The organism is Ruegeria sp. CDSC054 (assembly GCF_059610645.1).
The window spans coordinates 39,475-59,574 of sequence record NZ_JBXWOA010000015.1 but is presented as its reverse complement, the minus strand read 5'-3'; the positions used below and the strand labels follow the sequence as shown (position 1 = coordinate 59,574).

Genomic DNA, 20,100 nt, shown 5'->3' with positions numbered 1-20,100 from the left:
CCGATCTTCCCCTCAAGTCGTTGCGCGGATCAGATAGTCTTCGACCATATCCGCAAAGCTTTGTTCGACCGCGAACTCAATACCATCCTGGCACCGCATCACCAAAGCCTTGAGGCCAAATACTTCGGTATAGGAAACCGCGTCCGTCCCGAACACGCTGTCATGCAGATCCATCGGGCAAGCAATTGACATCACCTGACCTGCATCTTGGCCGACTATGCGAAAGAAGGTCATCGTGTCCGAGACCCGAACAATACTGATATCTGCCGGGCTGTCCGTGGGCTTCAGCCGGGCTTCCATCGCGTCTTCCTGCGCCAGAGGGGCGCGGGTGATCCAGTGGTCACGACCGATGTGAAACAGTTCGACACCGTCCTTTTCTGCTCGGCTGTTAGGGCTGTACGGCAAACTAGGTAAAGCGTCCCCAGCCCATTTCGATACTGCGTCTGGCGCGCCTTTGAGGTCGAACAGAGCCTTCAGGCCGCACCGTTCAATTGTGACGTCATAACTCATCTCAGGACCTCAGCAATTTACCTTCGGGGTCGTGAAAGACCGGTTTCGTGACTGTGACCGGGATCACGTCATCCTTCAGCCGGACATGGGCGGTTTCACCCTGCCGCGCGTGGCCATCTTCCAGCAACGCCAGCCCAACCCAGCGGTTGTTTACCACGCTCCATACACAGGCAGTGACCAACCCGTCGGTGGCTTCTTTCCGACCTCCGGGCGTCAGTGGTGCACCTTCGGGGATTTGCTGGTTGGGATCATCCGCCAGAATTCCGACCAGTTCGCGCCGGGTACCGCCGCCTGACCTGCGCAGCTGGACCGAGCGTTTACCCAGATAGTCAGGCTTCTTCTTGGACATCGCCCATCCCATTCCCAGATCATAGGCATCCACCGTGCCGTCGACTTCATGCCCCAACGACAGGAACCCTTTTTCGACCCGCAGCACATGGCTGGATTCCGAACCCACAGGCAGGATGCCAAAGGGCGCACCAACCTCCATCACCTTATCCCACAGGGCCGCCATGTGGCGCGGGGCGACGTTGACCTCATAGGACAGTTCACCGGTGAAACTCACCCGCACCACCCGCGCCGGGAAACCAGCGACGGTGCCTTCGCGGAAAGACATGAAAGGGAACGCCTCGGGCGCGAGGTCGATATCCGAGCCTACCGCCTGCAAAACTTCACGCGCCTTGGGACCACAGATAGTGGTATTATTCCACTGGCTGGTGACAGTGGTAATCAGCACCTGCCAGTCGGGGAATTCGGTTTGCAACAGCTTTTCCATATGCTGGTTCACCGCATCCGCGTGACCGGTCGAGGTTGAAATCATCCAGCGGTGCTCATCGAGCCGGAAGGCCACGCCATCGTCCAGGATCAAGCCATCTTCAGACAACATCAATCCATAGCGCCCGTCACCCGGTTTCAGCGTGGACATAATGTTGGAGTAGATGAAATCTAGGAATTTCGGAACGTCCCGCCCCTTCAGTTCAAACGTGCCAAGAGGCGAGCCGTCATAGACGCCGACGCCTTCACGGACAGCGCGGCATTCGCGGTTTACCGCCTCTTGCAGGCCTTCACCCGGTTTTGGGAAATAGCCCGGACGCCGCCAGCGCGCGCCGGCTTCATACATCACAGCGCCGTTGTCCTTATTCCATTGGGTTACAGGGGTATGGCGATAGGGGAATAGCCGCCAGCCTTCCCGTAATCCGCCAATCGCACCAAACGAAACAGGCGTGTAGGGGGATCGAAAGGTGGTTGTTCCAACCTCTTGCAGCGGCACACCCTTTTGCATCGCAACAGTGCCGATGATGTTAATATTGCCGGTTTTGCCCTGATCGATCCCCATGCCGCCGGTCGTGTAGCGCTTGACATGTTCCACATTGTCATAGCCTTCGCGCAGGGCCAGATGCACATCGCTGACCGAGACATCGTTCTGCACATCCAGAAAAGCCTTCCCGCGCTGTCCCGGCACGTTGACCCGCCAGAGAGGTTCGATCGCGTAGACCAGGTCTTCGCCGCCACCAACAATCCTATCCAGCGTCAGATCACCAGCCGCTGCACCCACTGCGCGACAATTCTGAACCGCCTGGTCAGGAACAAAGGCTGCCAGATCCTCATCAAATCGCAACGTGCTGCGGGATTGCGACCAAAGATGAACGGTCGGGTTCCAACCGCCGGAACAACCCAGCACATCACAGTCGATCCAGCGACCCGCTCCTCCGGTCACGGGGACGGCTTTGACTGCGCGCACGCCTTTGCGCCCGCGTACGTCACCAGCAACGGTTGCGGCATGAACCGGAATATCCGGCACCAGCTTCATAGCTTCAGGTGGAACGGTTTTGCGACAATCGAGGATGGCCTCAACCTGCATGCCGGCTGCTGCCAGATCGGCCGCCACGGCGTAAACACTGTTGTTGTTGGTAAACAGCACCACACGCTGCCCGGGTGTAACGCCCCAGCGATTGACATAGGCCTGCACCGACGAGGCCAGCATGACACCGGGTCGATCATTGTCACCAAAGACCATGGCTCGTTCGGTGGCTCCGGTTGCAATCACAACTTCCCCCGCCCGCACGCGCCAGCTGCGTTCCAGAACTCCGTCCAATTCGGGTTCGCGTTCGTTCACGATCATCAGATTGTGCTCGCGATAGGCCCAGACGGTTGCATTCTGCAGATGGGTGACATTCTCCATCCCACGCAGCTCAGCCACCGCATCCGCGACCCAGTCCACGGCTGACTGCCCACCGATATACAGGCTGCGGTTCAATAAACTACCGCCCGCCTCGGCGCCCTCATCGGCCAAAAACACGCGTTTTCCTGCGCGACCAGCCTCAAGCGCCGCTTGCAGCCCGGCTGGGCCCGCCCCCACGATCAGCACATCGGCATGGGCGTTTCGGGCTTCAAAATGGTCCGAAGCCGGGGGGCTTTTGGGTGCTGCCGCCAACCCAGCAGCCCGGCGGATCGAAGGTTCGAACAGATGCCAGTTCGGCCATTTGAACGTCTTGTAGTAAAACCCTGCGGGGATAAACCGCGAGAGCAACTGATTGATCCCGCCCAGATCGAACTCGGGCGACGGCCAGCAATTGACCGAGCGTGCGCTGAGCCCGTCCCGAAGTGGTACGGTGGTCGCGGGACGGTTGCCCGAGGCATCCTCGCCGTCCAGTTCCACCAGAGTCGCAGGTTCTTCGACCCCGTGCCCCATAATACCGCGCGGGCGGTGATACTTAAAACTGCGGGCGGTGACACGAATTCCGTTGGCCAACAGGGCCGAGGCCAACGTATCGCCCTCAAACCCTTCATATGGTTTGCCATTGAAGGTGAAATGCAAAGGGCGGTTTCGGTCGATGCGCCCGGCCGAGGCGCGGCGGTTACGTTGTGCCATCGGGTGCCTCCACAATGTCATGGGTCCGTGTATCACGCCAGATGGTGAACCATTCACCGCATCCCCGTGCGTGCCACCATTTCTCCTGAACCGGACCCAATGGATTCGGCGTCACTGTCAGATACTCGACCCATTCCTCATCGCTGACGGCATTGGGATCTGGGCGGACCGCCCCTACCGGGCCACCATGGATAAATTCGCTTTCATTGCGCTTGCCACAGAACGGGCAGGTTATGAGCATCATGATCCTGTCCTTTCCTATCGCGCAGTGGTGGTTCCGGCTTCCATTACGAAATCCAGATGCCGGAACCTGCCCAGTGTGAAGGGTGCCATCAATGGGTGCGGTTCACCTTTGGCCACCAGATGCGCCAGCGTCAGCCCGCCCGCAGGGATTGCTTTGTACCCTCCCCACCATCCGGCGGTGACAAACAGGCCCGGCACATCTGTCTGATCCATGATGGGTGATGCATCATGGGCTATATCCAGATGCCCGCCCCATTGCCGCATCAGTTTGAGCTTCTTGAAACTGGGGAAAAGCGACAGCATCGCAGTCACGGTATCCTCGAATACATGTTGCTTTATGTCTCGACGGAAGCTCTGCCCCATATCGGGCGCGCCGCCGATGACCATCTCACCTTTGTCGGACTGGCTGAAATAGAACCCGCTGTCCGGGCAATTCACGATCACATCAACCAGCGGCTTGACCGGCTCAGACACAAAGGCCGTCAGGTTCATCGTCCGCAGCGGCAGTTTGAGGCCTGCAGTTTCGGTCAGCGTCGTTGTATGGCCTGAGACTGCCACGACCACTTTCTTTGCGCGAACTGTGCCCCGGTTGGTCTCGACCCCTTCGATGGACCCATCCGCCCCGCGTAGCAGGGATTGCACCGCTGTTTGCTGATGAATCTCAATCCCGCGCGCATCAGCCGCGCGGGCATAGCCCCAGGCCACCGCATCATGCCGGTTCACGCCCGCATCCGTATGAACCATGCCGCAGATCACAGGCAGCCGTGCATCTGGGCCGCCGCCAGTCAACGCAGGAATGCGGCGGCGCAATTCCTCGGTTGTGATCTGTTCGTAGGTCGAGCCGTAGATGTCCATCACCAACTGCCGCCGCCGAAGCTCGCGTAGCTTGGGCCAGGTCTGAACCACATCGACCATGGTTCGTTTGGAATGCATCATGTTGAAATTCAACTCGTCCGTGAGCCCTTCGTACATGGCGACGGATTTGACATAGAACGGGATTGACTCATCCCTCATGTAATTCGACCGAATGGTCACCGTATTTCGCGCGATGTTGCCGCCGCCCAGCCAGCCGCGTTCCAACACGGCGACATTGGTGATGCCAAATTCCTTGGCCAGATAATAGGCAGTTGCCAGCCCGTGACCCCCTGCCCCGATCACCACGACATCATAGCGGTCTTTCAACGGCGGGCTGCGCCAGACCTGCGGCCAGTTCCGGTGCCCGGTTAGCGCATTACGGGCGAGCGAGAAAACAGAATAATTTTGCATGATGGTAATAATATTTATCACTGTGCACATTTAGTCAATAAATTTATCGACATCCAAAACAACTCGCCACGGGTTCTATTCCAATGCGGAAATTGCGGCTAAGGTATCGGAGAAAGGTGACGCAATGAGCTTTCGCGTGGAACAGTTCCATCGACGTCTCGCCGGCAAATGGTCGGCCCGGTCGCTTTGGCCCTGCTTCATCATAAACTGCCGCAGTTCACCCGCCTCGTAACGCCAGAAAAACCGGGCGCAACGCGCCTGCCCTCTGCAACCGCCTCTGTGAATGAGGTGACAGAAATGGACGTTACATGACACAAACACCTGACCTGAAAACCGTTCAGAATACCTATGCGCGCGACGGAGTCGTGCTGCTGAAACAAGTGCTGTCACAGGATTGGCTGAGTAAGCTGCGCCAGGCTGTCGATGACGAAGTTGCCAAAGGCGACCGTTACTTTGCTTACAAAAACATGCGTGAAAATCCTGGCGTGTTTCAAGACTATTGCCTGAATTCTGATATTGGGCAGCGTGTGGCAGAGGTAGCAAACAGCCCCTGGACCTCGCTGATCTACGACCAGATATTTGCCAAAGAACCGGGCACAAAGACACAAACGGGCTGGCATACGGACCAACCCTATTGGCCGGTCTCAGGCCCGATCATGACCATGTGGATTGCGCTGGACCCCGTGGACCCCGACAACGGCGCGTTGGAGTTCGTAAGAGGCTCGCATGCTTGGGGCGCCAAATACCGGCCCTTCAAAACAGACCAACTTGGGGGCTTTTTGCATTATCTGGAAGTGGACAACCCAGACTATATCGACATGCCCGATTTCGAGATGAACCGCGCCGACTACGACATCTTTCATTACCCGAAAATGAAACCCGGTGATGCGCTGGCATTTGACGGTATGATTGTACATTCAGCGATGGGCAACCGCACCTCAACCCGGCGCAGACGCGGCTATGCGATCCGGTTCGCTGTGGACGGCGCAAGCTATGAGCCCCGCGATACTGTCACCGAATGGCTTCACGACGACAGCTTGCGCCCCGGTGCGCCCTTCGCCGGGGGCCGGTTTCCAGTGATCTACAGAGCGTCGTAACAAGCAAGTGGCAAACTCCGCCCTTCTTGCCAAAAATTAGGTCGGCAGGGCGGGGTCAACTTCAAATAACCCGATCTATTGACACTACGTGTGTAACCTTCCCAGAAGGCGCCTCAAGCCGGAACTGTTGTACTCACAGGGGTGGTTTCGGCTTCGATCGCGCGATCAAGCGTTTTGCGAAACAGTTTGGCGCCCGCATCCAACCCGAGATCGATATTGGGCGTCTTGGCGTACTTCATACCCTTGTGGACTTCTTCCAGAACGTCCTTGTCCTCAAGAAACGCCATGCGCGCACCGTCATTCATGAATTTGGACACTTCCGCGTTTTCGGGATCGGAATTTCGGTGCTGAAACCAGAAGTATCTGGTGCGGTCTTCATCGATTGGGGTCATGAAATTATAGGAGATATTGATGAACGTTTCAGCAATGGGTTGCTTGTCATACCCGCCGGTTCCGACCGGCGTATAGATGGATTTGTTCAACCCGATCGCGGGCATGCACATCTCATAATGCTGCAGCCGGTCGCAATCGCCGTCAAATGCCACCAGTTTGGCGTAATAGGGCGATGGCGGTTTGTTCGCGATCCAGCGCGAGACGACGACGCCACGGTCGGTCCGCTCGACGTTCAGCGGCTCTTCATCCGTTCCAGCGCCTGCAAAAGAAGATACATGCACCCAGGCGACATGGCTGGGATCAAGCAGGTTGTCGCAGACCCACAGGTAATGACAGTCGATATCCATTACCCCACCGTCAGTCTTGCCCCAGCTGTCATCGTCAAAATTCTCGATCGGGAAAATCTTGTCGGGATCTGCCAGTTCCGGATCGCCCATCCATATCCAAAGGAACCGATACCGATCCACAACCGGATATGATCTAACCACCGCCCGCCGCGGGGTCATGCCACGCTGCGTCGGACTGTCGGTGCACTTGCCCGTGCAGTCAAATTTAAGCCCGTGATAGCCGCATTCCACTACATCCCCGATAAGGTTGCCCTTGGACAAAGGCAGCTTGCGGTGCGGGCAAGCATCCTCCAACGCGACTGGCCTGCCATCCTCCTGCCGGTAAAGCACGATATTCTCGCCCAGAAACGTCTCGGCCTTCAGCTCGCGACCGATATCTTTGCTCCAGGCGGCGACATACCAGCAGTTTCTCAGATACATTGGAATGCTCTCCAGATTGTCAGATGGCTTGTGCAAGTATGGGCGGCAAGCCGATCTTGCACCATGCTGGAATGGTAATGACTCGTATAAGTCAGGCTAATTCCCGGCGCCCGCGGCTGGCGGAATGTCTGGCTGCGCCTCAACCTCGGCACGGATCCAGTTCAGAAACTCACCGACTTTCGGGCTGTCCTTAGTTTCATGGGGTCGAACCAGCCAATAAGACAACGGAGATTGCGTCAGCTCCGGAACTGGTCGCACCAAACGTCCATCGCACAGCGTGTCGATGACCAGAGGTTCCCGCCCTAAAGCGACACCAAGCCCCTCGATGGCCGCCTGAACAACCAAATTGGATTGCCCAAACCTCCGTGTTCGCAAGGGCCACGGTAGCGTCAGTCCGCATTGCCGCGCCCAGAAATCCCACGTTGGACTTGCGGGCCCATGATGCAGGTTCTCATCCACCAGCATCGTGTGTTGCGCCAGATCTTCGACCCCACGCAAGCTTGGTATCAAAGAGGGAGCGCAGACCGGAAACAGCTGCTCGGTCATCAGCAAATCGACCTGATAGCCAGGATAATCACCCAGACCATAGCGAATACCGATATCCGCGTCCGCCCCTGAAAACGGATATTGCCCGGTATCTGTGGCAATGGAAATCGACAGGTCCGGATGAGCGAGGTCAAAGTTTAAAAGGCGCGGAAACAACCAGTTGAACGCAAAACCCGGCAGACATGAAATCACGATGGTCCTGTCGGTGCGGGTCTTGTCCCTCAGCTGGGTACAAACGTCCGAAATACGCCCCAAACCTTCAGAAATGGCCAGCGCCAGCAGTTCCCCTTCGCGGGTCGGACGCGATGACCGCGCACCACGCACCAGCAGTTCGAGACCAAGCCATTCCTCAAGCGCCCGCACATGCTGACTGACCGCGCTCTGGCTGACGCCCAGCTCAGCTGCAGCAGGAGAAAAGCCGGAATGCCGGACAACTGCCTCGAAGGCGCGCAGGGCGGAATAGGGCAGGTTTACGATCATATTAGTCACCCTAATGTCAGGCATAATCACTTTCAAATAGATTAGGCGCTCAACCCGAGCCTAATCTATGCTGACCGGAACCCGTAGGAGACGCGAATGTCGGACATCACACCCGAGCGCGGCGCGCGAAATCTATTGACTAACTGCGCCCACGCAACGGCAGGCGACCGGTTGTTGATCGCTTATGAACCTCCCGAACACGGCTATTTCGATGCGGATAGTGTCCAAATCGTCACGCATGCCGCGCGATCCATGGGGCTGTCGGTTGATGCAGTGGATGTGGGTTTTAATCCGGACAATCCACACCTGTCCGCTGATCTCCTGGCGCGGTTCGAAACCGCCGATATTATCCTGTTTCTGGCCCGTCTCGGGGATCAACTCCGGTTCTCGGAAATGCCGCAGGGCAAGAAGATCATCGTCAGCTTCGCCCTAAGCCGCGAGCTTTTTGGCTCTGGTTTTTCCAACGGGCATCACGATGCCTTCCTCGACATCAAGGCTGGGATCAACGGCGTTCTGAATAGGGCCGCCGACGTACGGGTCACCTGCCCTCTGGGTACGGACTTTCAGGGACGACCTGAGATGAACCTGGATACGACAGGCGATACGTCGATCCTGCGCTTCCCCATGTCGGTCTTCACGCCAGTCCCGGCACACAGCTTTTCGGGCAGGGTGGCGTTGAAATTTCTGACGGGCACCGGATCAAAATACTATGATGATTATACGGTGGAGTTCGAAAGACCGGTTTTTGCGATGCTGGAAAGCGGGCGCCTGACAGGGTTTGACGGCGATCCTGCCGACGCCGCACGGGCCGAAGCTCATTATGACCGGGTCGCGGGTCAGTTCGGCATCGACCGCAACTTCGTGCATTCCTGGCATGCGGGCATCCACCCGGGCTGCGGCTACCCATGGGACATGCGCGAGAATTTCGAACGTTGGGGCGGGTCCGCTTTCGGCAATCCGCGTATTCTGCACTTCCACACCTGCGGTGCTTATGCCCCAGGCGAAATAAGCTGGAACGTGTTTGATCCGACGATCGTAATCGACGGTGTGAACTACTGGGAAAACGGGGCTTTCCACGCCGACCGGCTGCCCGGCGGAGCCACCATTCTGGACAAGCACCCCTGCGCGGCTGCCCTGTTCGCCGACCCCGATCTGGATATCGGTCTACGCCGCACTGGCTGAGCCTTCCCGCTTGATCGAACACGTGCCATCGCGCTAAACTGATTGCAATAGGTCCACCTGACAAGGTCCTATGGTGCGGAGCACTCCCGTCTCCGGTGCCGGTACATGCGATGAGGGCGCAGCCCCCGCACCGGCAAAAATGTGGAACTCACATGTCACAAGCAATCGTTACGCCCCTGTCTCAGGCACTGGCCGAAGGCAAGCTCACGCGTGAAGAACTGAAAGGATTCATGCAACGGTCCGACGGCCCCGGCTTGCGCCATCTGGCGCTTTGGGTACTGGTGCTGGCTGGCACAACTACCCTTGTCACCCTAGCCTGGAACAGCTGGCTAATCTGGCCCGCAATGTTCCTGCAAGGCATCGTTCTGGTGCACCATTTCTCACTACAGCATGAATGCGTGCACTATACAGTGTTCCGAACCCGGTGGCTGAATGATTTGGTAGGTCAGATCTGCGGCCTGATCATCATTCTACCACATCGGTTCTTTCGCTACGAACATTGCGATCATCACACCTATACGCAACTGACCGGGGAAGACCCCGAACTGATCCCTTTGCCCGAAACAATGGGAGAATATCTGCTTTATCTGTCCGCCCTGCCCTATTGGCGCGGCAAATTCACGGAACTGTTTCGCCACGCCAGCGGCAATCTCAGCGAGACCGAGTTGCGGTTCATTCCGAAAGTCGAACATCAGGCCGTATATCGCGATGCCCGCAGAATGCTGGCTATTTATGCGGCGATCTTTCTGGGAATGGCCATCACGGGCTGGTGGGGGCTGATCTGGTACTGGTTCATCCCCCTGTTTCTGGGCGAGCCGGTGATGCGGTTCATCCGGATGACCGAACATGTCGGACGCCCGACCGTCGCGCAGATGTCAGAAAATACGCGCACCAATCTGGTTTCGGCACCGTGGTCCTTTCTGTGCTGGAACATGAATTACCACGCGGAACATCACTATGTCGCTTCGGTCCCGTTTCACGCGCTCCCGCGTCTGCATGAGAAGCTAAAAGACCACATCCATATCGAGCCCGGCGGCTATCTGGCTGCCCACCGCGAAATCCTGCGTCAGATCCGGCACAAGGAAGAGGCGTGATCCATGACAGATGTAAAACCGTGGAAAGACGTGATCGAAGCTGCTCGGTTGGAAAAAAATTGGGTCACACGGGTAGAACTCGGCTCACGTATCATCGCAATCTACGACACGCCCGGTGGTATCTATGCCTCACTGGCGCTTTGTAATCATGGCGGCGCGGATCTGTGTGACGGGTATTTCGATGGCTATGTCATCGAGTGCCCCCTGCATCAGGGCGCATTTGATGTGCGAGACGGGCGCCCGGTTTCAGCGCCTGCGACGCGGCCGATGAAAGTGTTTGAGTCCCGGATCGAAAACGGCATGGTGCAGATCAGAGCATAGCCCCGATTGCCCCTAACCCGGTGCCGGCAACCCCGGCATCGGGACATATCCCGGCAAAGCCTCAACACGCGCGATCCAAGCGCGCACCGCCGGGTATGGAGACATCGATATTCCACCCTGATAAGCCAGAGCTATGTAAGGATAGCAGGCCAGATCTGCGAGGGTGGGACGGTCGCAGGCCAGCCAGCGGTGGTCTGACAAGTGTTCCTCCATAATCTTCAGGGATTTCTGCCCAAGCGCCTGCGGCTCGGCCAGATCGATGTCGCGTTCAAACAGAACAATCGCCCGGGCCATTGCAACGCCGTGAAAGATTTCATTCACAGAAAACGACAACCATTGCTGTATGTCGCCGTGTTCTCTCGGTGTGGTCGGGGGCCATTCGCCTGCGCCGTATTTCTGCGCCAGATAGACCATGATGGCAGTACTGCCGCGCAGGACGAACCCATCATCGTCCAGAACCGGTACCTTGTTCAGCGGATTGATCTGTAAAAGCGCGCTCTGGTTTTGGTCACCGTTCAGCAGGTCTACGTCGACGATCTGATGATCCCGCTGCAACATGGACAGCAACAGTCGTACTTTGTGACAGCTGCCCGAAAGCCGGAAATCATAGAGGCAGATCATACTGGCCTTTACGTCAGCGCTTGTCCGACCGTTTTTCAAGCCGCGCAAACAATCGGCTAAGGCCGAAGCAAACCACAAAGTAAAAAGCGGCCGTGGTGATCCACGCCTCAAAAATCATGCGGGATGAGGCCACAAGCTCAACTGTTTTGTAAGTCAGTTCCTGTACAGAAATCAGCGACAGGATTGAACTGTCCTTGATCAGCGATATGAACTGATTGGCGAGCGGTGGCACCACTTTCTTCATCGCTTGCGGCAGTACCACATAGCGCAGTTCCTGAAGGCGGCTCATACCGATAGAGCGTGCCGCTTCCCGCTGACCTTTTGGGATCGACTGGATGCCGGCACGCACAATTTCACCAACGAATGCGCTCTCAAAAAGGGCCAGTACAATGACGCCCGAAACAAGCGATGGGAAGCGGCGCATTTCACCGAAAAAGAACTCCCATATCTGATTGTTTTCCTGCCGCGCGATACCGCGCGCCCATCGTTCCAGATTCAACGCATCAATCAGTTGTTGGGACAGGAAGAAGAAGAAAATGAAAACGACAACAACCGGCGGCACATTGCGCAAGAATTCCAAGTAGGTGCGCGCCAGCATGCGGATGGTCAGATTTGATGAACAGCGGGCTACACCCAGAATGGTGCCCAGGATCAACGCCAGGATTCCGGCATAGAGGCTGATGCGAACCGTTGCGGCCAACCCTTGCAGCAACAAATTGGCAAAGTATTCCTCACGACCTGAATGCCAGCCGACAATGTAACTGGGGATGACGTCCCAGCGCCACCTATAATTGAGCGTGCCTTCGATCGACAGCCAGATATACCCGAAAAACACGAACAGAACCGCGGCGATCAGGTAGTCCGGCCATCTGAGTTTTTTGAGGAAATCCTGCACGCGAGACGCTCCGTATCAGATCCGGGGGGCTGCATCGCTGCCCCCCGGGTGGGTCAGGGTTACTGGGCGACCTGGTCAGCCCATTCGTTTCCAGCAAACCAATAGTCATGACGTTCTTTCAGCCAACCGGAACGCCACTGCTGCGCGATCCAGTTGTTGAAATAGTTCATGGCGTCCGGGTCGCCCTTTCGCACACCAAAGGCTTCACCGCGCGGATCATAGAGATTTTCGAACGGCACACTCAGCGTTTCAGGGTGCAACCCAGCCTCGCGGTTTGGAGTTGGCTGCGCTGCCATGGAAGCATGAGCGTTCCCATTCAGAACCTCCTGAGTCGAGGCACCGTCTTCATCGAACAACAGCAAGGTCGCGTCTGGGAAGTTCTGTGCAATCACCGCCGCAGGTGTTGCACCACGCCGGGCGGCAAAGGTCACTTCGGGATTGTTGAAATCCTCAAGCGTCATGCCTTCGGTCATCGACTTATTGGCCAGAATGGCCAGACCCGAATAGGCGTATGGATCGGTAAAGTTGATGGTCAGGTTCCGCTGAGCCGTCACCGACATGCCCGAGATGATCACGTCGAAATTGCCTGAGACCAGCGCCGGGATGATACCGTCCCAAGCGGTGGGCACGAATTCGACCTCAACCCCCATATCCTCGGCCAGTTGACGACCAACATCCAGCTCGAATCCGATCAGATCGCCATTCTTGTCGCGCATCGACCATGGCACGAACAGCGACAGACCGATCCGGATCACGCCATCCTGCTTGATAGTTTCAATCACACTTTCGCTGGATAGTTCCTGCGTAGCGCTCTGCGCCCAGCCTGAGGTCGCCACACCGGTAGCCACGACCGCGCCGAGGGCAGCCCCGAGCATTCTGCGAGAAAGCTTCATCTTGGTTCTCCTTGTTGTCCGACATATTTTCTGGGTTATTGGTCGACGGCATATTTCTTCTCCAGATGGCTTACGCCAATCGACAGGATCAGGGTCACCACCAGATAAACCAGTGCGATGGTGAACCAGATTTCGAAACTCATGTATGTGTCTGAAATGATGTTGCGTCCGAAGGTCGTCAGCTCGGCCACCGCAATCACGCTGACAATGGCCGAGGATTTTATGAGATGAACGACCTCGCCGGTCATCGGCGGCAGCATGAAGCGGACGGATTGTGGCAGGATGATATAGCGATAAGTCTGGGACGGGCTCATCCCGATGGATTTAGCGGCCTCCCACTGACCTGTGGGGACGGCGTTGATCCCGGCCCGAAAGATTTCCGAAATCAAGGCAGAATGGAACACGGCCAGGGTAAGGATACTGGCCGTGTATCGGTCAAATCCAAAGATCGGCCCCAGAACATAATAGAAAAGGTAGAGCAGGACCAGCAGCGGGATATTTCGGATCAGCTCCAGAAATCCAACCGCAATTGCAGACCCGATGACCAGGTCCGACAGGCGCAGCAACGCCACAAGCAGTCCAATAACCATAGCCAAAATGAAAGCCGTGACCGACAACTTGATGGTCGCGACCAGCCCGATGGGAATCTCACCCCATTCGAAACCGACCTCGGTATTGCGATACAGAAACTGCGGCACCCGGTACCATTGCCAGTTGTACCCCATGCCCTGCGCGCCTGTATATGCACCATAGGCGATCAGCCCGACGATAATGGCATAGATCCCGACCGAAATCAGGGTCGAGTCAAAAAACCGCTTTAAAAAAGGCTGCTTAGGCAGCGGCTGGCCTTTTGGCCGGGAAATGCCCAGATCGCTCATGTCAATGCGCCAAGATCTGATCTAGGAACAAACGGCAGCGTTCGCTCGAGGGGTTGGTGAAAAACTGTTCGGGTGGTGAGACTTCGACGATCTGGCCCGCCTCCATAAAAACCATCGTATCAGCGACCTTACGGGCAAAACCCATCTCGTGAGTGACGACAACCATGGTCATGCCGGTGTCGGCCAGCTCGACCATCACATCCAGCACCTCATTGATCATCTCGGGGTCCAGCGCGGATGTCGGTTCGTCAAACAGCATGATCCGAGTTTCCATGCATAGAGACCGCGCAATTGCTACGCGCTGCTGTTGCCCGCCCGACAGCTGCGCCGGGTACTTGTCGGCCTGTTCCGGGATATGAACACGTTCAAGATAATTGCGTGCGGTTTCTTCGGCCTGCGCTTTGGATATCCCGCGCACTTTCATCGGACCAATCGTCAGATTCTCTAGCACTGTCAGGTGTGGAAACAGGTTGAACTGCTGAAAGACCATCCCGACTTCCTGCCGCAGTTCGCGAATTTCTTTGGCTCCGTCATAAACCTCGATTCCATCGATCACGAGGCGGCCGGAGTTGTGCCACTCCAGCCCGTTAAAGCACCGGATCAGCGTCGATTTTCCCGATCCCGAAGGGCCGCAGATCACGACTTTTTCACCCTGATGGACCGTCAGATCGATGTTTTTCAACGCGTGAAACGCGCCATAATACTTATCCAGATTGGTCACTTCAATCATCGGAGTGGCTTGGTTCATGTCGTACCTGCTTGGGTTCGGGACACCATGCGAATTTGTCTTTTGATGGACCGGGCGCACAAAGGAGTTTCCTCCACCATTCCTGCAAAGGCAGGCCGGCATCTCGTGGTGCCAGGCCTGACGAAACAGCCGAGGCCGGACTGGCGCTGCGATTGTTTGGGGCAGTCGGGCAAGGCCTGAGCCTCCTCAAATACGTTGCACACTAATTAATATGGTTGCTTAATATGCAATACTCGTCAATAAAAAACTCAGAGGACAAATTTTGAACTGCCCTCAGATAATACTGACGACCAAGGGAGGAACCGCAAATGTCTGCCTGGATCAGGATGATATCTGACGAAGATGCTGACACGCATCTGAAGGCCACTCTGGATCTGGCGCGTACACCGCACGGTACTGTCGACAATGTCATGCGTGTGCATTCCCTGCGGCCTAACACCATGAAGGGGCATGTGATTCTGTATCGCGCCTGTCTGCACGATAAGGCCAACAGAGTTCCCATGTGGTTTCAGGAAGTGATCAGTTCATACGTATCAACTCTCAACACCTGCCCCTATTCCTATGCCAACCACTGGTCCAACGCCCGGCACTTGATCGACGACGCCGCACGCGCCGACAAGATCGAAGCCGCACTCGAGGCACATCGCCCTCAAGATGCGTTCGACGGCGCACATTTGGCGGCCCTGACCTATGCTGAAAAGCTTACACTTTCGCCGGGTACGATGGTCGATTCTGATGTGGCAGCCCTAAAAGACACCGGTTGGGAGGATGGCGAGATTCTCGAAATCAACCAGATCGTAGGGTATTTCAACTACGCCAACCGATTGCTGAATGGCCTAGGTGTTACCACCGATGGCGATGTGGTGGGATATTATAGCAGCGACTGAAAGGACGGATCATGCAAGGAGACACTCCAGGCAGACAGATCGACCGTGCCATCGGCGCCTCGCTGAAGGAACTGCGCCAAAGTCGGAAGCAATCCGCTCGTAGGCTGGCAGAGCAGTCCGGTATCTCAGCCGCTATGATCAGCCGGATCGAAAATGGGTTGGTTTCTCCGTCAATCGACACTCTGGCGGCACTGGCCGAAGCGCTCGAAGTTCCGATTGTTTCTTTGTTCCGCGAAGCGCGTACAGATCACACAGACTACACTCTCGTGCGCCATGGTGAGGGACTGAAATCAAACCGAATCTCGGCGGGGCACAGCCACGAATATGTCAATCTTTCACTGCATTCTCGTAAAGACCTGCGATTTCAAGCGCGCCGTGTGACTTTATTGCGCGAAGGCGGGCCGCCGCCCACTTATGTCGGCCACGGCGTAGTGTTTGTACAAGCACTCGAAGGCCAAGCCGTTTACCGATATGGCGAGGCCCGCTTTACGCTGTCAGCCGGCGACTCGATTAGTGTGGACGCTGAACTTAACCACGGGTTCGAGGATGTTCTGACCCCTGAGTTTGTCTTTCTGACAGTTCAGGCCGAGCGCCCATGACACCCAGTTAACATGGCTCAGGCAATCGACCTTAATCTGACCCAAGGGTCCATTGCAGGCCATTTCCGAACATTGGCGATACCCGGCGCGGTCGGAATGCTTTTCAATACACTTTACAACATCGTCGACATCTTCTTTGCCGGGCTGTTGTCGACTAGCGCCCAAGCTGGGCTGGCACTTGGCTTTCAAGCTTTCTTCATCTCTATTTCCGTGGGCGTCGGGCTGGGTGCAGCTATGAGTGCACTGGTTGGAAACGCTCTGGGTGCAGGCGACAACCGAGCGGCACGACGCCTAGCGGCCCAAGGGATAACTTACGGAATCGTTGCGTCTTGCCTGCTTGCCCTGGCAGGGCTTTGGTTCGGCCCATTGTTAATCAAGCTTGTCTCGGAACCAGGCGTTTATCGTGAAGCCGGGCTTCGCTATTTCTATTGGTTGCTTTTGGCAATGCCGGGATTTCTTCTGGCTCATGGATGTAATGGCATCTTGCAGGCCCATGGCGACGCAGTGTCTATGCAACGGGCACTTATCGTCGCGTTTCTGGCGAACATCATCCTGAATCCCCTTCTGATCTACGGAATTCCGGGCGTGATCTCGGGCATCGGCTTCAACGGTTTGGCTTTATCCACGGTGATCAGCCAGACAGGCGTGATGATCTTTTTGATCCAGCAGGTTCTTCGGCGAAGGCGAATGAAACGTATGCGCGCGGCCTATTTCAGACCACGCCTAAAACGGTTTGCAGAAATTTCGCTGCAGGTTCTGCCCACTGCCTTTTCGTTTACGATCATGCTGTTGTCAGCCTTTGTCCTACAGTTTGCGCTGAAGCTGTTTGGTGAACATGCAATTGCCGGTTACGCAATCGCTATACGGCTTGAACAAGTTTTGTTGCTGCCCATTCTTGGCGTCACGGGTGCCCTACTGCCAATCGCCTCACAGAACTTCGGTGCTCGGGACAGCCAGCGGGTGCGCGCCGCGTTGTTCTATTGCTGGCGAATCGGATTTTACATGTCACTGGTTGCGATCCCGATCCTCTGGCTTGGTGGTCCCTTAGTGATGCGCCTTTTTACAGCGGACCCAGAGGTTGTTCGCGTTGGTGTGGGATATCTACGAGTCGACAGTCTGATCCTGCCTTTTTACATGATGCTATTTTCAATCAACTCACTTTTGCAGGCCTTCAAAAAACCTATTTGGACCGTTTGGATCAGCCTTTATCGCCAGGCCTTTGGGGTCGCGTTCTTTGTTTGGGTGTTTATTGGCATATTGGGATTCAACGAAACCGGGGTGTGGTTCGGAACGGCAGCGGCCGTAGTGACCGGCTGGGTAGTCGCTATGGTATTGACCATACGTATTGCGAAGACAGAGATCGGTGGATTGTGGGTACCCGCCACGGGGTAAAAAAAGATGTGTCGCAAACTTTTTGTCTGGATTGACAAGTACGCGGGGTCCGACGTTTGTTCTCAGCGTATAGTTTTTTGGTAAGCTTCAGCATGATCTCTTTGAAAAGCAACACCAAGTTGATCGCGTTGTCCTTCTCGGATCGCGCGGTCCCATGACCTTACCAACCTCATTGCCGCGGCTGAAGGGCTTCCGTTTTCCTTGCGAAATCATCGCCTATACGGTGAGGGCATGTCACCGGTTTGCTCTCAGCACGGCGGATGTCGAGGACCTCCTGGCGGAGCGTGGCGTCATTGTTAGTCGTGAAGCGGTTTATCCCTGGGTCAATCGTTTCGGGTCTCGGTTCGCGACGTGTATCAGACGCGACCGGCCCCGACCGCACGACAATTGGAATATGGACGAAATGGTCGTCCCTATTAACGGCATGAAACATTGGCTATGGCGTGCGATCGATGGTAATGGAGATGTACTCGACATAGAGAGTCCAGTTAAAACAATGAGATCTAATAAATTTATTATAAAATAATCATTTAAGAAGCCTTTAGTCATTTGAGGTCGAAGAAGCTATGCGGGATTTAATGCGGGATAATTTGGGAAGCTAAATCCGAACGCTTGGGACCAAATAAGCAGTCGACGTTTAAGCCGAATGCCTCCAATGGCAACTGACAATAGTCATCCTTGCAGGATTTGCTTAACGTGCCTTCGCTACTGAAGGTTGTGAATATGGCTCCTCTAGCGATGTGGTCTGGCCAATTGCTGCGATTCGCCCGATAAGTTTCGTATGCGCCACATCGTACAACTTCGCTACGGTTGCAGTGCTAGTTGTTTTTAGCGGCAGCTACGCGCAGAACGTCCCTTATCTGGGCTTCCGTTATCGATCTCAACTCCGCGCAGGTGATGTGCGTTTCGACCTGAGTGTCCGTGCCAGTAGAGATTATTTTAACCTTGGCACTGCGACCCGCTGTTATGCATCACCCTATCTTACTGGGCTTACCCAGCCTTGTTTTCGTAACTCGCGTAGCACCGCTTCTGCGTTCTCGACGTCTTTGTGGATACTTTTAAGCATCGCACCTATCGGTGCTTCCGGCCACGCACGCTCAAGTTCAGCCAGTTTGGCTTTAGCCGCATGGTCTTGCCCCATGGCTGACAGCGCTGCCGTTACATAAGCAAGTGAAGGAGCGCTGAGCGGATCGCCAAGTTGCTTTGCCTCTTCAAAGCGCTCTAAAGTCTTTTCATATTCACCAAGATGAAAGTACGTCGCGCCCGAGATATTTCTGTTAGCAAATCGTTGGTTACTGGGACCTAGCAGAGAGAGCCTGTCAGCCGTTGCAATTGCTTCCTCGAATTCGCCCGAGAACATCGCCACAGCACCAAGAAAGTCGAGCACAGCACCATCATTTGGATCAAGTTTTGATGCGCGTCTACTGAGTTGCAGCGCGGCGTCATAGTCGCGATTGGCAAAATTTGCCCAGCTTTTAGCAGACTGGCTCCAGGCTTGGTCTGGGGCAAGGCTAACCGCTTGGTTCGCCAGCTTCATGGCGGCATCAACATATTCGGTCTTGGCATCGGATGGCGGGGTTATCACTGCAAGGGACGCGAGTGCCTGCGCTGCACCGGCATATCCACCGAAATATTCTGGATCGATCTCGATCACACCTTCGAACACAGACAGAACAAGTAACTGGCGCTGTCGGTCGAAGATCGGAAATATCATTTTCCGCGCTTGTTGCGCCAAATTGAATGCTTGCAATGCTGCTGGGGATTTCTCGTAAATTGCCATGCGCTGCAAGTTCGCGTTCGAGTCAGTTACAGCTATGCCACTCACTTCGGCAAAGGCGGTTTCCTGTCCATCTTGGGCAAGACCGACTGCGACCAACGCACCAACGACGGCCCCAATGGTGAACGCCCCTATGGGCAGTCCAAAGCGTTTGGCTTTTGTTGAGATTGATACCGCACCGGTTTCCAAGGCAGTTTCGAACCGCGGCCTATATCCACCGCTATCGATACACAGTCGTACCGGATCATCCTTTCCAATACCCTCGTAATGCAGTTCCAAGAATTGACGAAGCCGCCGTGCATCGACGCGAACGATGTTTTCCGGATCAGTCCTCTCTGAGGTATCGCGTTCATAAACATCTTGAGCGATAGTCTTGCTGCGAATTTGATCTCCCCGACCGGCGAGCTCTTCCTCGACGATGTACGTCAGGAACGCCTGAAGCCTATCGGATCCATCTAGATGAGCATCCGCAAGCAATTTGCCGAGGGCAGCGCGCTTCTGACCGCCTGAGATGTTTTCAGAACTCCTCACCATATTCGTATTTTTGCAATTATCGGCGCGTGAGTCACCCCGTTATTCACCGTGAGTCACTTACGTGAATGTCCCTAAACCTTAGACTTGTAACCAAAACAGCGAGCC

At 55.7% G+C, this 20,100-nt stretch carries 19 protein-coding genes and 1 pseudogene; 8 read left to right on the top strand and 12 right to left on the bottom strand.

Annotation, left to right across the window (positions count from 1 at the left end; translation table 11 throughout):
- Window positions 1-12: 12 nt before the first annotated feature.
- The 4 genes from AC2FGC_RS20995 to AC2FGC_RS20980 are packed head-to-tail and all read right to left on the bottom strand — an operon-like array spanning window position 13 to window position 4,891.
- Window positions 13-510: a sarcosine oxidase subunit gamma family protein gene (locus AC2FGC_RS20995; protein ID WP_496725720.1), complete on the bottom strand. Its 498-nt coding sequence runs from the start codon at window positions 508-510 to the stop codon at window positions 13-15.
- Between the two features lies 1 nt (window position 511).
- The gene (locus AC2FGC_RS20990; RefSeq protein ID WP_496783344.1) at window positions 512-3,382 is read right to left on the bottom strand and encodes a 2Fe-2S iron-sulfur cluster-binding protein; all 2,871 of its coding nucleotides are present in this window, start codon (window positions 3,380-3,382) and stop codon (window positions 512-514) included.
- Complete coding sequence (locus tag AC2FGC_RS20985) at window positions 3,369-3,626, bottom strand: sarcosine oxidase subunit delta (RefSeq protein WP_282121036.1); 258 nt, start codon at window positions 3,624-3,626, stop codon at window positions 3,369-3,371. Before AC2FGC_RS20985 ends, AC2FGC_RS20990 begins: the two co-directional genes overlap by 14 nt.
- A 14-nt stretch (window positions 3,627-3,640) precedes the next feature.
- Window positions 3,641-4,891, bottom strand: coding sequence for an FAD-dependent oxidoreductase (locus AC2FGC_RS20980; RefSeq protein WP_496725722.1), 1,251 nt, complete (start codon window positions 4,889-4,891; stop codon window positions 3,641-3,643).
- 308 nt (window positions 4,892-5,199) lie between these two features.
- Here AC2FGC_RS20980 and AC2FGC_RS20975 point away from each other — a divergent pair, with 308 nt between their 5' ends.
- Entirely contained in the window at window positions 5,200-5,988 is a 789-nt protein-coding gene (locus AC2FGC_RS20975; RefSeq protein WP_496725723.1) for a phytanoyl-CoA dioxygenase family protein, read from the top strand.
- Between the two features lie 113 nt (window positions 5,989-6,101).
- Here AC2FGC_RS20975 and AC2FGC_RS20970 read toward each other — a convergent pair whose 3' ends face one another.
- A complete protein-coding gene (locus AC2FGC_RS20970) occupies window positions 6,102-7,148 on the bottom strand; it encodes an aromatic ring-hydroxylating dioxygenase subunit alpha (RefSeq protein WP_282154148.1) in 1,047 nt (348 codons plus the stop codon).
- Between the two features lie 96 nt (window positions 7,149-7,244).
- Window positions 7,245-8,174, bottom strand: coding sequence for a LysR substrate-binding domain-containing protein (locus AC2FGC_RS20965; RefSeq protein WP_496725724.1), 930 nt, complete (start codon window positions 8,172-8,174; stop codon window positions 7,245-7,247).
- A 96-nt stretch (window positions 8,175-8,270) separates the two neighbouring features.
- Between AC2FGC_RS20965 and AC2FGC_RS20960 the strand changes: the two genes are divergently transcribed.
- The 3 genes from AC2FGC_RS20960 (at window position 8,271) to AC2FGC_RS20950 (ending at window position 10,771) form a co-directional block, all read left to right on the top strand.
- Window positions 8,271-9,356, top strand: a complete 1,086-nt coding sequence (locus tag AC2FGC_RS20960; protein ID WP_496725725.1) for a hypothetical protein — start codon at window positions 8,271-8,273, stop codon at window positions 9,354-9,356.
- Between the two features lie 152 nt (window positions 9,357-9,508).
- Complete coding sequence (locus tag AC2FGC_RS20955; RefSeq protein ID WP_496725726.1) at window positions 9,509-10,450, top strand: fatty acid desaturase family protein; 942 nt, start codon at window positions 9,509-9,511, stop codon at window positions 10,448-10,450.
- A 3-nt stretch (window positions 10,451-10,453) separates the two neighbouring features.
- Window positions 10,454-10,771, top strand: a complete 318-nt coding sequence (locus AC2FGC_RS20950) for a non-heme iron oxygenase ferredoxin subunit (RefSeq protein WP_496725727.1) — start codon at window positions 10,454-10,456, stop codon at window positions 10,769-10,771.
- 12 nt (window positions 10,772-10,783) lie between these two features.
- Here AC2FGC_RS20950 and AC2FGC_RS20945 read toward each other — a convergent pair whose 3' ends face one another.
- The 5 genes from AC2FGC_RS20945 to AC2FGC_RS20925 are packed head-to-tail and all read right to left on the bottom strand — an operon-like array spanning window position 10,784 to window position 14,806.
- Window positions 10,784-11,392 carry a glutathione S-transferase family protein gene (locus AC2FGC_RS20945; RefSeq protein WP_496725728.1) on the bottom strand — a complete coding sequence of 203 codons (609 nt, stop codon included), beginning with the start codon at window positions 11,390-11,392 and terminating at the stop codon, window positions 10,784-10,786.
- Window positions 11,393-11,405: 13 nt separating this feature from the next.
- Entirely contained in the window at window positions 11,406-12,287 is an 882-nt protein-coding gene (locus AC2FGC_RS20940; RefSeq protein ID WP_496699166.1) for an amino acid ABC transporter permease, read from the bottom strand.
- Window positions 12,288-12,346: 59 nt separating this feature from the next.
- Window positions 12,347-13,180 carry a transporter substrate-binding domain-containing protein gene (locus AC2FGC_RS20935; protein WP_282121046.1) on the bottom strand — a complete coding sequence of 278 codons (834 nt, stop codon included), beginning with the start codon at window positions 13,178-13,180 and terminating at the stop codon, window positions 12,347-12,349.
- 35 nt (window positions 13,181-13,215) lie between these two features.
- The gene (locus tag AC2FGC_RS20930; RefSeq protein WP_496725729.1) at window positions 13,216-14,058 is read right to left on the bottom strand and encodes an amino acid ABC transporter permease; all 843 of its coding nucleotides are present in this window, start codon (window positions 14,056-14,058) and stop codon (window positions 13,216-13,218) included.
- Window position 14,059: 1 nt separating this feature from the next.
- Window positions 14,060-14,806, bottom strand: coding sequence for an amino acid ABC transporter ATP-binding protein (locus AC2FGC_RS20925; protein ID WP_282121048.1), 747 nt, complete (start codon window positions 14,804-14,806; stop codon window positions 14,060-14,062).
- A gap of 308 nt (window positions 14,807-15,114) precedes the next feature.
- Here AC2FGC_RS20925 and AC2FGC_RS20920 point away from each other — a divergent pair, with 308 nt between their 5' ends.
- The 4 genes and pseudogenes from AC2FGC_RS20920 to AC2FGC_RS20905 all read left to right on the top strand — a co-directional run.
- Window positions 15,115-15,693: a carboxymuconolactone decarboxylase family protein gene (locus tag AC2FGC_RS20920; protein ID WP_496725730.1), complete on the top strand. Its 579-nt coding sequence runs from the start codon at window positions 15,115-15,117 to the stop codon at window positions 15,691-15,693.
- An 11-nt stretch (window positions 15,694-15,704) separates the two neighbouring features.
- Entirely contained in the window at window positions 15,705-16,292 is a 588-nt protein-coding gene (locus AC2FGC_RS20915; protein ID WP_282154157.1) for a helix-turn-helix domain-containing protein, read from the top strand.
- Between the two features lie 12 nt (window positions 16,293-16,304).
- Window positions 16,305-17,684, top strand: a complete 1,380-nt coding sequence (locus AC2FGC_RS20910) for an MATE family efflux transporter (RefSeq protein ID WP_496783342.1) — start codon at window positions 16,305-16,307, stop codon at window positions 17,682-17,684.
- 154 nt (window positions 17,685-17,838) lie between these two features.
- Window positions 17,839-18,162, top strand: a pseudogene (locus AC2FGC_RS20905) (IS6 family transposase); the annotation flags it as partial.
- A 498-nt stretch (window positions 18,163-18,660) separates the two neighbouring features.
- Here AC2FGC_RS20905 and AC2FGC_RS20900 read toward each other — a convergent pair.
- Window positions 18,661-19,995, bottom strand: coding sequence for a tetratricopeptide repeat protein (locus AC2FGC_RS20900; RefSeq protein WP_496783340.1), 1,335 nt, complete (start codon window positions 19,993-19,995; stop codon window positions 18,661-18,663).
- Window positions 19,996-20,100: the final 105 nt, after the last annotated feature.